The following is a 13057-nucleotide window of genomic DNA, read 5'->3' as shown; positions in this document are numbered from 1 at the left end:
AACGATAAAAAATAAAAGAGCCTGATCATGTCAGGCTCTTTTTAGTTCTGGATAAATATGCTTCTTGATAAGTTTTTAGCAACTAGTCGATGCGCAGCTCTTTTAGCATCGATTCAGGCAAAGCAAGTTCATCATTTTTGTTCACCGATACACCAGCATCCAAAATGCTCTTTGCGATCTGTTGTGCTTCTTCTAAAGAGTGCATCGCTGCCGTGCCACATTGGTATTCGTTGAGTTCAGGGATCTTGTTCTGGCTTTCTACCTTTAGTACGTCTTCCATGGCCGCAATCCAAGCATCCGCTACTTGCTGCTCTGATGGAGTGCCAATCAGGCTCATGTAAAAGCCCGTGCGGCAACCCATAGGCGAAATATCGATGATCTCAACAGAATCGCTGTTTAGATGATTGCGCATAAAGCCTGCATAAAGGTGCTCTAGTGTATGAATACCTTTTTCAGAAAGGATGTCTTTGTTTGGCGCGGTAAAGCGTAAATCGAAGACAGTAATCGTGTCCCCTTTTGGGGTCTGCATGGTCTTCGCCACTCGCACTGCCGGTGCATTCATGCGAGTGTGGTCCACGGTAAAACTATCGAGTAAAGGCATTACATCTCTCCTGATTGTAACTCCAATACCTCTCGGTACTGGATAAATGTCATTCATCCCTACAGCACATAAACAGGCTGTAGGTTAAAAGAACCAGCTGCTGTTGTCTTCCAATTCCTGACGACATTGCTTCAGCTGCCAGCCATAAGTTTTTGCAGTTTGTTCAACACGTCGAGCGACTTTGAGCAAGCTGGGCTTTCGCTTATAAGTACCTCGCTTGTACCCACCTCGACCTTCATGATAAGCCAGATATTGACTGTATGGGTCCCATAACGAAATCCCTAGTTGGCGCCTCGTTTCGTGAGTATACCAACCGACAAACATCATTGAATCATCAAAGTTGGTACGAGAACCGCCCTGACCCGTCGCATCTTGGAAATCTTCCCAAGCAGGATCTTGAGCTTGAGCGTAACCATACGCACTGCTGACTCGTCCCCAAGGGATAAATCCCAATAAATAGTCTTTGGGTGGTTTCGCATCGTGCCGAAAGCTGCTTTCTTGTTTAATGATAGCCATAGCGACATGAATGGGGGTTCCCCACTTTTCTTCCATATCTTTGGCATCATCATACCAGCCGGATTTCTCTCGAAATATCTCACATAAATTATTCTGCTGCTTTGGCGGTGCCGTGGCACAACCTGCAAGTAACATGCTTCCGAGTACCGATACTACTAACGGTTTAATGTTCAATCCCACCCAACCTTTACCTATTCACTACTGCTTCAGATAAGCAAAGTAATCTTCCAAAAAATCATCAAAAGATAGCGTGTCACTTTGTTCCGCTTGCTTTTGCTTTTCTACTGACGACGCCACTTCCGTTTCCATCGTATCTTGCGAGTAGTACTGATAACCGTGAGCTAGATTTTCCTCGCGGTACTTCATGCCAAGCGCACAGCCGACTTTACCTAACCCACCAAGCTCTTTCGTCAGCTCTAATAGTTGACCTGAAATCGTTAGTTCTGGGTTATCAATCCATGTCTCGAGTTTATTACACACATCTTGGTATGCACTGCCACCAGCAGCCATATCCATTTGCTGTGCTATCTGACGCAGCTCGACAAACACTCGATGCGCCCAATCTTGCAGAGATAGACGTTCACCTTGACAACCAATTTGAAGCATTAGCCCTTTTTCACGACCAGAAACAATGACTTTGTTCCAGTTGTCGCGCCAACACTCTAATTCACAGTTGTCCATTGGATCCGAGTCTGACAAGGCCGCCCAAGTCAGGAAGAGATCAAGGAATCGTACTTGCTCTTCATCCACCCCCACTGCGCTGAATGGGTTAACGTCTAGAGAGCGAACTTCAATGTACTCAACCCCACCGCGTCGTAACGCATCTGAAGGCTTCTCACCACTTTTCGACACGCGTTTCGGGCGAATTGGAGCGTATAGCTCGTTCTCAATTTGTAAAATATTGGAATTAAGCTGGCGGTATTCACCGTCCACTTTGACGCCTATTTTCGCAAACTCTTCTGATGGGTGACGAATCGCATCGCTCAAACCATCCAGATACTGATCAATGCTGTTAAAGCCAATTTTCAGTACACTTTGCGCACTATTGGTGTAGCCCAGATCGCTCAAACGCAAAGACGTCGATTTCGGCAAATACAAAGTGCCGCCAATTTTCTCGAATGGCAGATCGGTTTCACGACCTTGAATAAAAGAGCCGCATAACGCTGGCGATGCACCGAAGAAATACGGAATCATCCAACCAAAACGGTAATAGTTACGGATCAGCGCAAAGTAGGCATCAGACTTAGCATCTTGGCGGGCTTGTTCATCTTGCTCGCCGTATAGCGCATCCCAAAATGTCTCAGGGAACGAGAAGTTAAAATGCACACCTGAAATGATTTGCATCAGGCTGCCATAGCGGCGTTTTAGGCCTTCTCGGTACAGGGTTTTCATTTTTGCTGCATTCGAAGAGCCGTACTGAGCAAGCTGAATATCCTCTTCCGAGCCAACATAACATGGCATAGAAAGAGGCCACATCTTTTCTTCACCCATTTTTGTCTGCGTGAAGTGATGGATATCTTTCAGTTGTGCCATCAGTTCTGGAATTTCATGTGACACAGGAGTAATGAACTCTAACAATGATTCAGAAAAATCAGTCGTGATCCATTGGTTTGTGAACGCTGAGCCTAACCCCTCTGGATGAGGTGTTGTTGCTAGATGTCCATCCTGACGATAGCGCAAAGTTTCTCGCTCAACACCGCGTCCAAACTGCTTAAATACTTCGGGGTTTGATGCAACTTTTTTTAGTCGCGCAGCAAAATCAGTCAAAATGAGGTTCGCTTATATTGGGAGCAGGACACTTATCACAAAGGACAAGCGTAAGCTAAGTTATTGATATTTAATGCATCTAGATAAATAACCCACGAAAAGTCGCTTATCTAGATGAATAGCGGAGAAACGTTTCTCCGCTATTAAATGTGTACTCTATCGAATGATTTCAAGCTCTTCTACGTCTTTCCCCAACTTTTCTAATTGAGGACGCAGTGATTTAGCATCACCAACGACGATAATTTGATAGTCATTTGGATCAAACCACTTTTGAGCCAATGCATTCAAAGTCTGCTTATCGACTTTTTCTACGATAGCGTTTCTTTGCTGCAAGTAATCTTGATCGAGGTTGTACTTAAGAATATCACTGATGAGTTCCGCTTTTTGTGTTGGCGTTTCATACTTCAGTGCATCTTTTTGACCGACCGCTTGACGCATAAATTTCATCTCTTCATCAGTAATTCCTGACTGCGAGTATTCATTTAGCTCATTTTCCATCTCAATGATAGAAGCAACCGTTGCATCCGCTCGTACTTGCGCGGTGAAAACAACCGAGCCAGTTTCTGGATTTCCAGAGAAGTAGCCGTAAGCGCCGTATGTGTAACCCTTGTCTTCACGTAGGTTTTGGTTAATGCGGCTATTGAAGTTTCCAGCTAAGTTGAAGTTTGCCAGTTGGCTTAGGTAAAAATCGCCCGTTGCATCGTAAGGCATACCCTGACGAACCATCATGACCACACTTTGTGGTGCACCTGGTTTATCAACAAGATGGATCTTTTGCTCACCTAATGCAGCGATGCTTTGCGGTGCATACAATGGCGCAGCTTCATCCTGCCAGTTTTTCCAGAACGTCAGTTGCTGTTCAATTTCCTGTTGGTCAATGTCACCAACAACGACGATTTGCGCACTTTGTGGCGTGTAATGCTTCGAGTAGAATTCACGGACATCATCCAACGTTAGTGCACTAACACCTGCTTGCGTGCCGTCTTTTGGTCGAGCAAAAACAGAGTCTCCATAGAGCACTTGGCGACTCGCTTGTGATGCCATCCAGCTTGGGTTTTGGTGCTCATACACAAGACCTTCTAGCGCTTGCATCTTCACACGCTCAAAGTCTGCTTGCTTGAATGCAGGAGACAGCAACATCTCTTCGACAATTTTCAACGTCGGCTCTAAGTTCTTTTCTAAAGCAGAAACGCTGATGTTTGTTGTGTAGCCCGTTGCATTCACTGAGATGACACTACCTAGTTTATCGAGCTCAGCTTGAATCTCTTCGACACTACGTTTCGTTGTGCCTTCTTGCAACATCGCGGCAGTCAATTGGGCAAGACCTTCTTTGCCCTTTTCAACAAAACGTGTTCCCGCAGGTAAACTAAACTGCATCATGACCGTTGGTGTTTCATCGCTAACCGCACCAAGCAATTCCGAGCCATTATTGAAATGAAGCTCGTACAACTCAGGCATCGTCGCTTTCACTGGCTCCCCTACAGGCGGTTGCACAGAGCGATCGAAGTTATCGGTCGCACGACGATACGCCAATTGATCATCAGTGATCTTCTCGTATTCTGGTAGCGTACGCTTTGGCGTCACAAAGGTCGCTGGTTTTACGACAAGGTCAGTTTTTCCTTTTGGTACCACGCTTAGGGTCACTTTGTTCTTACCTTGGATAAAATCCGTATACGCTTTTTCTACCGATGCAGGCGTGACTGCGCGGATCTGCTCAAGCTGTTGCTCAAGACGATCAGGATCGCCGAAAAATGTCTCGTTGGAAGCCAACTGCGTTACTTTGCCTTTAACGCTTTCTAATGCAAAGATAGCATCCGCTTCCGCCTTACCCTTTAACTGCTCAAGGCGATCTTCTGTCACGCCTTTTTCAGCAAACTGATTGAGTGACTGTAAAAGCTCGTCGTACAGTTTTGATAGGTCGCCTTTGTCCCCAGAATCACCCATTGCATAAACGTAAAAGTTACACGCCAGTTCTGCACAGTCATGGAATGAGCCCGCATCGACGGCTTTTTGAGTCTTGACTAAGTCTTGGTAGAGCACGCTGTTTGTACCGCCACCTAGCACTTCAGATAGCGTATCGAGAGACGCTTGGCTTTCTTCGCCGTTGTAAGTTGTTGGCCACGCGATCATCACCATCGGTTGTTGAATCCGATCTTCTAGCGTGATGTATTTGTCTTCTTGCAGCTTTGCAGGTTGTTTCGGCGCATTTTCAACCTCTGGCCCACGAGGAATCGAACCGAAGTACTTATTTACCCACTCAAGAGTTTGTTCAACGTCTAAGTCACCACCGATCGTGATAGTCGCATTGTTTGGGCCATACCAACGCAAGAAAAACGCTTTGAGATCGTTCACATCAACACGGTCAAGATCTTCAACATAACCAATGGTTTGCCACGAATACGGATGACCTTCAGGATATAGCGCTTCAGACATGCGCTCCCAAATTAAGCCATAAGGACGATTATCGTAACGCTGAGCTCGCTCATTTTTTACAGTAGAACGCTGAATTTCAAATTTGCGTTGAGAAACCGCATCCAGCAAAAAGCCCATACGGTCAGACTCTAACCACAGCATTTTCTCTAGCTGGTTAGCAGGGACAGTTTCAAAGTAGTTAGTACGATCACGGTTTGTCGTACCATTTAACGTACCGCCAGCCTCTGTGATGATTCTGAAGTGCTCTTGGTCACCAACGTTCTCTGAACCTTGGAACATCATGTGCTCAAAGAAATGCGCAAAACCAGACTTACCCACCTCTTCACGAGCCGAACCAACATGGTAAGTCACATCCACATGGACCAATGGGTCGGAATCTTCAGGAGCTAAGACCACCGTTAAGCCATTATCGAGTTTATACTTTTGGTATGGAATCTTAACTTTGCCTTCTTCCGCTTTCGATGACTCGACGAAAGTTACCCCTTCCGGCAGTGATGAAACTGGCGTATTTGATACACAGCCCGTGATCACTAACAGTGAGCACGCGCCAACCCAAAACATCTTCATGTACTTTCCTTAAAATAATCCGAGATAGATGGCCGCAAGCAAGCTATACCTAGCAGCCTTTCCTAAAAATATTAAAATCACGCAAGGCAGAAACTTCATTCTCAGCCACCCTGCGGCTAAACACAGCGGGTCTCCAATCACGGGTAACCAGCTAAAAAATAATCCCCAATAGCCATACTTTGACAGCCACTTTAATGCGGTATGACCGTGCTTTTCTTCTTGCGCTTTGTTGGGAATCCACAAGCCAAGCCAATAATTTGTTAAGCCACCAAGCGTATTGCCGATAGTGGCGACCATAATAATTGACGAAACGGAATATTGATTTAATGAGAGAGTGGCAACTAAGCCCGCTTCAGAGCCACCAGGTAACAAAGTGGCACTGAGAAAACCGGTCATGAAAAGCACCCATAATGCTGAATCTGAAAACCAAAGCGCTAGACTTTCAAAGCTCGTATTAAATGCTTCTAGCATGTCATATCAAGCAACACCTTGCCTCTGGTTCTTCCTGATTCAACTTGCTGGTGAGCAGCAATCACATCACTCATCGGATAAACCTGTTGAATTTCAGTCTTCAGTAAACCAACGCCAACCATGTACAACAAGGTATCTAATTGCGCTGGATCTGGCTCAACCAACATGCCGTTAGCCTCAAAGCCTAGGAGTTTGGCTTTTTCACAAATCAGCTCAGCTGTGATGGTTGGAACGGTGATGACCCTCGCATCGTCTTTCAGGCATTTAAGCGCATCTAACGCGGCATCTCCACCTACTAAATCAATCAAAACATCAACGTCTTCAACACGTTCTGACACTGGTGCAAATTGATAGTTCACTGCGTGAGCGCCAAGGGTAGCCAGGTAGTCTAAATTTCGTTCACTGCAGGTTGTAAAGACTTCCGCTTTAGTCGCGACCGCGATTTGTACCGCGAGGTGTCCAACTCCACCGGCTCCTGCGAGGATAAGTACGCGATCGTTTTCTGTCACATTGGCTTTGCTGAGTGCTTGTGCCGCAGTTTGGCCTGCCAACGGCAATGCTGCTGCAGCCTCTAAAGTGACTGAACTGGGAACATGACTTAACTCAGCTTCTGGAACACATACGTACTGACTGTACCCACCGCCTCGGACTGGGAAACCGATAAATCCAGCCACCTCATCACCATCATTAAAACGCGACGCCCCCTCTCCACTGGACACGACTTTTCCTGATATGTCGTAACCTGGTACCCAAGGTAAATTATCCTTGTTCTGCGCAGCTGCCCAACCGAGTCCGGCTCGAGTTTTAACATCAATAGGATTTACGCCTGAAAAAGCGACTTTTACTAAGACTTCACCAGGCTGTGGTGATGGTGTAGAAGCATGTTGAATCGCGAGTACGTTGGCATCACCAAATTCAGTGATAACGATCTGTTTGTGTTCCATAAACCATTCCCTGCAAGAAAACAAAAAGGGATGCGAAAGCATCCCTTTGACTATAAACCATTTTGTTAACCGAAGTTAATCGTGATTTTGTAAATTGGTTGATCATTCCATTTTCGGTAATGACTAGCCGACAAGTGCTAGCAAGATACCAGCGGCCACTGCTGAGCCCAATACACCTGCAACGTTTGGTCCCATCGCATGCATCAACAAGAAGTTTTGCGGGTTAGCTTGTAAGCCGACCTTGTTCACCACACGCGCGGCCATTGGTACCGCAGAAACGCCAGCCGCACCGATAAGTGGGTTGATGTCTTCTTTTGAGAACTTGTTCAGCAACTTAGCCATTAGTACACCAGCACCCGTACCAATACTAAACGCAACCGCACCAAGACCTAGAATGCCTAATGTTTCTAAGTTTAGGAATTGATCCGCTTGCAGCTTCGAGCCAACCCCTAAGCCCAAGAAGATCGTCACGATGTTGATCAGCTCATTTTGTGCGGTTTTCGATAGACGATCGACCACACCCGCTTCACGCATTAAGTTACCAAGACAGAACATACCGACAAGAGGCGTTGCTGAAGGTAGGAAAAGAATCGTCATGAGTAATACTGCCATCGGGAACAATACCTTTTCCCATTTACCCACGTGACGCAGTTGCGCCATTTGAATCTCACGTTCTTCCTTAGTGGTTAGCGCCTTCATGATTGGCGGCTGAATGATTGGCACTAAAGCCATGTAGCTGTACGCGGCTACAGCAATCGCACCAAGCAAATCTGGTGATAACTTACTTGCTAAGAAAATCGCCGTTGGGCCATCCGCACCACCGATGATAGCGATAGACGATGCATCCGCCATGGAGAACTCCATGCCAGGTACATAGTTGAGCAAAATAGCGCCAAACAGTGTCGCAAAAATACCAAACTGAGCTGCCGCACCTAGCCACAACGTTTTTGGGTTTGCGATCAAAGCACCAAAGTCGGTCATCGCACCCACACCCATGAAGATCAACAACGGGAACACACCCGATTCAATCCCAATGTAGTAAACGTAGTAGAGCAAGCCGCCAGGCTCAGTAAAGCCAGCATTTGGAATATTCGCCAAGATAGCACCAAAGCCAATCGGCAATAACAGTAAAGGCTCAAAGCCTTTTTTGATTGCCAAAAACAGCAAGGTACAACCAACCAGCATCATACAGATTTGGCCGAACTCGAAGTTAGCGATCCCTGTTTCTGCCCAAAGGGTTAACAATCCGTCCATGATACTCCCTTACGCCAGGCTCAGCAGAGGCGCACCTACTGTGACAGCATCGCCTTCTTTAACGTTCAACTCTTGAACCACACCACCACGCGCCGCACGCACTTCTGTTTCCATCTTCATAGCTTCAAGGATGAGTAGTACATCGCCTTCAGCCACTTCAGCGCCAGGCTGAACATTCACTTTAAAGATGTTACCGGCAAGAGGAGCAGGCACCGCTTCAGCAGAAGCACTAGAAGGTGCGCTAGGTGCCGTCGATTTTGCAGGCGCTGCAGAAGGAGCGACAGAGGTTAGCTCGCCTTGAGGACCGACTTCCACCTCATACACCTGTCCGTCAACACGTACGCTATAAGTTTCTACGCTGCCAGTTGCTGTTTGCGCCGCAGGTACAGCAGGCTTCGCGGCTTCTAGCGTTGGTGCAGATTCAAATGCTTCTGGGTTGTCACGATTCTTAAGGAACTTGAGACCAACTTGAGGGAAAAGCGCATAAGTAAGTACATCATCAACACGCTCACTTGCTAGCTTAATACCCTCTGATTTCGCTTTCTCCATTAGATCAACAGTAAGCGTCTCCATTTCAGGCTCAAGCAAATCGGCAGGACGACAAGTAATAGGCTCTTTGCCATCAAGTACTTTAGCTTGCAGCTCTGCATTTAACTCGGCTGGCGCTTGACCGTATTCGCCTTTCAATAGACCAGCGGTTTCCTTAGTAATGCTCTTATAGCGTTCGCCAGTAAGAACGTTAATCACCGCTTGCGTTCCGACGATCTGCGAAGTTGGAGTCACCAATGGAATGAAACCAAGATCTTCGCGTACACGAGGGATCTCTTCTAAGACTTCATCAATGCGATCCGCCGCGCCCTGTTCTTTCAGCTGGCCTTCCATGTTGGTCAGCATGCCGCCAGGCACTTGAGCAATCAGGATGCGAGAGTCTACACCTTTCAACTGACCTTCCCACTTCGCGTACTTCTTACGTACTTCACGGAAATACGCGGCGATAGGTTCTAGTTGCTCGAGCTTCAAATTCGTATCTCGCTCGGTTCCTTCTAGCATCGCGACTACCGTTTCCGTCGGCGTGTGGCCATAGGTACAACTCATTGAAGAAATCGCTGTATCGAGAATATCAATACCAGCTTCAACTGCTTTTACCGCTGTCGCAGTAGACAAGCCTGTCGTCGCGTGACAATGAAGTGCTAATGGCACATCACAAGACGCTTTGATACGCGTGATAAGCTCTTCCGCTTCATAAGGCTTGAGTAAGCCAGACATATCTTTAATACACAGTGAATGACAACCTAAATCCTCTAGGCGTTTTGCCAAGTCAACCCAAGTGTCTGCGTTATGCACAGGGCTTGTTGTGTAAGACAGCGTACCTTGAGCATGTGCGCCAACATCGACCGTTGCTTTAACAGCCTTCTGGAAGTTTCGCACGTCATTCATTGCATCAAAGATACGGAATACGTCCATACCGTTAGCATGTGCGCGTTCAACGAACTTCTCTACTACGTCGTCGGCATAATGGCGGTATCCTAAAAGGTTTTGACCACGCAGTAGCATTTGCATTGGCGTATTAGGCATCGCTTTTTTCAGCTCACGTAAACGCTCCCAAGGGTCTTCCCCTAAGAATCGAATACAAGAATCAAACGTTGCGCCACCCCAAGTCTCTAGAGACCAGTAACCAACCTTATCCAACTCAGCTGCGATAGGCAGCATATCCTCAATACGCATACGCGTAGCAAATAGTGATTGATGGGCATCACGAAGGACCACATCTGTAATAGCTAGTGGTTTAGACATGCTCTTAAACTCCTTTTTAATCCTGGTTCGGCTACTTCGCGAATGAGGCGCGATGTTTATGAATCGCAGCCGAGATCGCCGCCACTACTTGTGGACTAACAGCTGAAGAGGTTGATTGAATATTAGTATTTGTTTTTGGTGCTGCGATCGGCTCTGGTACTTCTTCTGGTACCAATTTCGACATTAGCCGAACGAGATAAACAAGAATAGTGAGGAAAATAAATACGACCGCCATCCCCGTTAGCATCAGGGTGGCCGCATCTACTAGCAGGCTTCCTATATTAGTCATGTTGCTTCCTTTCTTTGTCATCCTGACAACGTGCAGGACTTTAATAGCGTCAAATCCCGACCAATGGATTATCTCGATTGGTTAAATTTTGTCAATTTTGTTTAAGGAAGGTTTGTAATAATCCTGATAAATGATTATTTATTCACTACCCAGATCACAGTTCATGACAAAATAATTACTGCGAATCTGCTATCTCCTTACGAACAGAGTAAAGGAGGACATAAATAAAAACTGCGATTTGGATTTCAAAACCAAATCGAGATTTACACATAAAAACTAATAAAAACAAAAGGATGTCATTAAATAACAATTAATAAACAAATAAAAAACAAAGAAGTTACATTTGAACAATTGAAGTGAAAGAAACGGAAATCAATATACAGGAGAGATAGTAAGGATGGATTCACAAACTACAGCTGAAACTTTATTCCAAATTGCTTAGATAAGCACATATTCGCTTTTGGAAAAGAAGGACCTCGCCTCTAACAACTCTAGGCTATATTTCCTGATGTCCAGATACAAAAAAGCCTCGCAATTGCGAGGCTTTTTCAGTAAATGGCGCGTCCTGGAGGATTCGAACCTCCGACCGCCTGGTTCGTAGCCAGGTACTCTATCCAGCTGAGCTAAGGACGCGCAAGTTTTCGATATCGACTTTCATCAATATCAGGGCATTACCCTTTAATAAGTGGCGCGTCCTGGAGGATTCGAACCTCCGACCGCCTGGTTCGTAGCCAGGTACTCTATCCAGCTGAGCTAAGGACGCGCAGTTTTCGATATCAACTTTCGTCAACATCAGGGCATTACCCTTCAATAAGTGGCGCGTCCTGGAGGATTCGAACCTCCGACCGCCTGGTTCGTAGCCAGGTACTCTATCCAGCTGAGCTAAGGACGCGCAAGTTTTCGATATCGACTTTCATCAATATCAGGGCATTACCCTTTAATAAGTGGCGCGTCCTGGAGGATTCGAACCTCCGACCGCCTGGTTCGTAGCCAGGTACTCTATCCAGCTGAGCTAAGGACGCGCAGTTTTCGACATCAACTTTCGTCAATATCAGGGCAATACCCTTTAATAAGTGGCGCGTCCTGGAGGATTCGAACCTCCGACCGCCTGGTTCGTAGCCAGGTACTCTATCCAGCTGAGCTAAGGACGCGCAATTTTCGATATCAACTTTCGTCAATATCAGGGCAATACCCTTTAATAAGTGGCGCGTCCTGGAGGATTCGAACCTCCGACCGCCTGGTTCGTAGCCAGGTACTCTATCCAGCTGAGCTAAGGACGCGCAATAATCTTATTTTACTTTGTATAACCCGTTTATCAAACGAATTATTAAATAGTGGCGCGTCCTGGAGGATTCGAACCTCCGACCGCCTGGTTCGTAGCCAGGTACTCTATCCAGCTGAGCTAAGGACGCGCAGATCTTCTTGCTAGGAAGTTGTGAAGCAAATCACATTCATTTCTTACGAAACAAAAAAAAGGCCATCGGGCCAGTCAATGAATGGCGGTGAAGGAGGGATTCGAACCCTCGATACGGGATAAACCGTATACTCCCTTAGCAGGGGAGCGCCTTCAGCCTCTCGGCCACCTCACCGTTTTCATTGTTATATCTCAGAAGAGATATGGCGCGTCCTGGAGGATTCGAACCTCCGACCGCCTGGTTCGTAGCCAGGTACTCTATCCAGCTGAGCTAAGGACGCACTTTCTTGTTGATGTCTCAACGTTGCAAGAATGGCGGTGAGGGAGGGATTCGAACCCTCGATACGGGATAAACCGTATACTCCCTTAGCAGGGGAGCGCCTTCAGCCTCTCGGCCACCTCACCGTCTTGCGGAGGCACATATTACGTTTTACCGAAAATATGTCAAACACTTTCTTTGAAAAAATCCACGAAACTGACTTAACCGTTGCTGATTTAATCAAAGTGACTATTAAACGAACTTTACCACTCTATTATGATGAAAAAAAGAGAGTCTTCTCTGAAAAAAAGACATTTATTTTCAAACGACTTCCTGGTGTTCGATTCAACAATATTGACGGATTCACCGCCACACTCAACACAATGGTTTCCGCAAATCTTCAAAAACATTAAAGACTAAAAAGGCCAACCCTTCGGTTAGCCTTTTTCATTCAAACTAAGCTCTGTAAACAGGAGCGACTTAGTAGTTACCTGAAGCAACGTTGCCATTGCCTTTTTCAGCTTGAATGCGCATGTAGATTTCTTCACGGTGAACTGAAACCTCTTTCGGAGCGTTAACGCCGATACGTACTTGGTTACCTTTCACACCTAGTACAGTTACAGTCACTTCATCACCAATCATCAGTGTTTCGCCTACGCGGCGAGTCAAAATTAGCATTCTTTGCTCCTTGAGTAATCTCTAAATTTTCTTGCTACAAAGCTATTATCCAACAAAAGTTATATTTTCG

At 46.2% G+C, this 13057-nt stretch carries 10 protein-coding genes and 10 tRNA genes; all 20 read right to left on the bottom strand.

Annotated features, from left to right (window positions below):
* Positions 1-82 precede the first annotated feature (82 nt).
* Complete coding sequence (gene luxS / locus FR741_RS03060) at positions 83-601, bottom strand: S-ribosylhomocysteine lyase (RefSeq protein WP_005396698.1); 519 nt, start codon at positions 599-601, stop codon at positions 83-85.
* 84 nt (positions 602-685) lie between these two features.
* Entirely contained in the window at positions 686-1291 is a 606-nt protein-coding gene (locus tag FR741_RS03055) for a transglycosylase SLT domain-containing protein (protein ID WP_170891673.1), read from the bottom strand.
* A gap of 24 nt (positions 1292-1315) precedes the next feature.
* On the bottom strand, positions 1316-2884 hold the full coding sequence (gene gshA, locus FR741_RS03050; RefSeq protein WP_167426246.1) for a glutamate--cysteine ligase: 1569 nt from the start codon (positions 2882-2884) through the stop codon (positions 1316-1318).
* 156 nt (positions 2885-3040) lie between these two features.
* Positions 3041-5884: a M16 family metallopeptidase gene (locus FR741_RS03045; RefSeq protein WP_167426245.1), complete on the bottom strand. Its 2844-nt coding sequence runs from the start codon at positions 5882-5884 to the stop codon at positions 3041-3043.
* 9 nt (positions 5885-5893) lie between these two features.
* On the bottom strand, positions 5894-6355 hold the full coding sequence (locus tag FR741_RS03040; protein WP_005396704.1) for a YqaA family protein: 462 nt from the start codon (positions 6353-6355) through the stop codon (positions 5894-5896).
* Positions 6349-7299, bottom strand: coding sequence for an NADP-dependent oxidoreductase (locus tag FR741_RS03035; RefSeq protein WP_167426244.1), 951 nt, complete (start codon positions 7297-7299; stop codon positions 6349-6351). Before FR741_RS03035 ends, FR741_RS03040 begins: the two co-directional genes overlap by 7 nt.
* Positions 7300-7422: 123 nt before the next feature.
* The gene (locus tag FR741_RS03030; protein ID WP_005396706.1) at positions 7423-8553 is read right to left on the bottom strand and encodes a sodium ion-translocating decarboxylase subunit beta; all 1131 of its coding nucleotides are present in this window, start codon (positions 8551-8553) and stop codon (positions 7423-7425) included.
* Positions 8554-8562: 9 nt separating this feature from the next.
* Positions 8563-10347 (bottom strand): sodium-extruding oxaloacetate decarboxylase subunit alpha, encoded by a 1785-nt coding sequence (gene oadA / locus FR741_RS03025; RefSeq protein ID WP_167426243.1) that lies wholly within the window; start codon positions 10345-10347, stop codon positions 8563-8565.
* A gap of 31 nt (positions 10348-10378) precedes the next feature.
* Entirely contained in the window at positions 10379-10636 is a 258-nt protein-coding gene (locus FR741_RS03020; protein ID WP_005379932.1) for an oxaloacetate decarboxylase subunit gamma, read from the bottom strand.
* A 556-nt stretch (positions 10637-11192) separates the two neighbouring features.
* Positions 11193-11269: transfer RNA gene (locus tag FR741_RS03015), tRNA-Arg, on the bottom strand.
* A 53-nt stretch (positions 11270-11322) separates the two neighbouring features.
* Positions 11323-11399, bottom strand: a tRNA-Arg gene (locus FR741_RS03010).
* Positions 11400-11451: 52 nt separating this feature from the next.
* Positions 11452-11528, bottom strand: a tRNA-Arg gene (locus FR741_RS03005).
* Positions 11529-11581: 53 nt separating this feature from the next.
* Positions 11582-11658 (bottom strand) — tRNA-Arg (locus FR741_RS03000).
* A 52-nt stretch (positions 11659-11710) separates the two neighbouring features.
* Positions 11711-11787, bottom strand: a tRNA-Arg gene (locus FR741_RS02995).
* Positions 11788-11839: 52 nt separating this feature from the next.
* Positions 11840-11916, bottom strand: a tRNA-Arg gene (locus tag FR741_RS02990).
* Positions 11917-11971: 55 nt separating this feature from the next.
* Positions 11972-12048 (bottom strand) — tRNA-Arg (locus FR741_RS02985).
* Positions 12049-12133: 85 nt separating this feature from the next.
* Positions 12134-12225, bottom strand: a tRNA-Ser gene (locus FR741_RS02980).
* Between the two features lie 29 nt (positions 12226-12254).
* Positions 12255-12331, bottom strand: a tRNA-Arg gene (locus tag FR741_RS02975).
* A gap of 32 nt (positions 12332-12363) precedes the next feature.
* Positions 12364-12455: transfer RNA gene (locus FR741_RS02970), tRNA-Ser, on the bottom strand.
* A gap of 334 nt (positions 12456-12789) precedes the next feature.
* Positions 12790-12987 (bottom strand): carbon storage regulator CsrA, encoded by a 198-nt coding sequence (gene csrA, locus FR741_RS02965; RefSeq protein WP_004415691.1) that lies wholly within the window; start codon positions 12985-12987, stop codon positions 12790-12792.
* Between the last annotated feature and the right edge of the window lie 70 nt (positions 12988-13057).

The organism is Vibrio diabolicus, assembly GCF_011801455.1.
Classification (GTDB): Bacteria; Pseudomonadota; Gammaproteobacteria; order Enterobacterales; family Vibrionaceae; genus Vibrio; species Vibrio diabolicus.
This window is presented reverse-complemented; position numbering and strand designations above follow the sequence as displayed.

Excerpts from the sequence above, each read along its gene's own strand:
- luxS (WP_005396698.1), bottom strand. The coding sequence starts at position 601 with ATGCCTTTACTCGATAGTTTTACCGTGGACCACACTCGCATGAATGCA.
- FR741_RS03045 (WP_167426245.1), bottom strand. The coding sequence starts at position 5,884 with ATGAAGATGTTTTGGGTTGGCGCGTGCTCACTGTTAGTGATCACGGGC.
- FR741_RS03040 (WP_005396704.1), bottom strand. The coding sequence starts at position 6,355 with ATGCTAGAAGCATTTAATACGAGCTTTGAAAGTCTAGCGCTTTGGTTT.
- FR741_RS03035 (WP_167426244.1), bottom strand. The coding sequence starts at position 7,299 with ATGGAACACAAACAGATCGTTATCACTGAATTTGGTGATGCCAACGTA.
- FR741_RS03030 (WP_005396706.1), bottom strand. The coding sequence starts at position 8,553 with ATGGACGGATTGTTAACCCTTTGGGCAGAAACAGGGATCGCTAACTTC.
- oadA (WP_167426243.1), bottom strand. The coding sequence starts at position 10,347 with ATGTCTAAACCACTAGCTATTACAGATGTGGTCCTTCGTGATGCCCAT.
- FR741_RS03020 (WP_005379932.1), bottom strand. The coding sequence starts at position 10,636 with ATGACTAATATAGGAAGCCTGCTAGTAGATGCGGCCACCCTGATGCTA.
- csrA (WP_004415691.1), bottom strand. The coding sequence starts at position 12,987 with ATGCTAATTTTGACTCGCCGCGTAGGCGAAACACTGATGATTGGTGAT.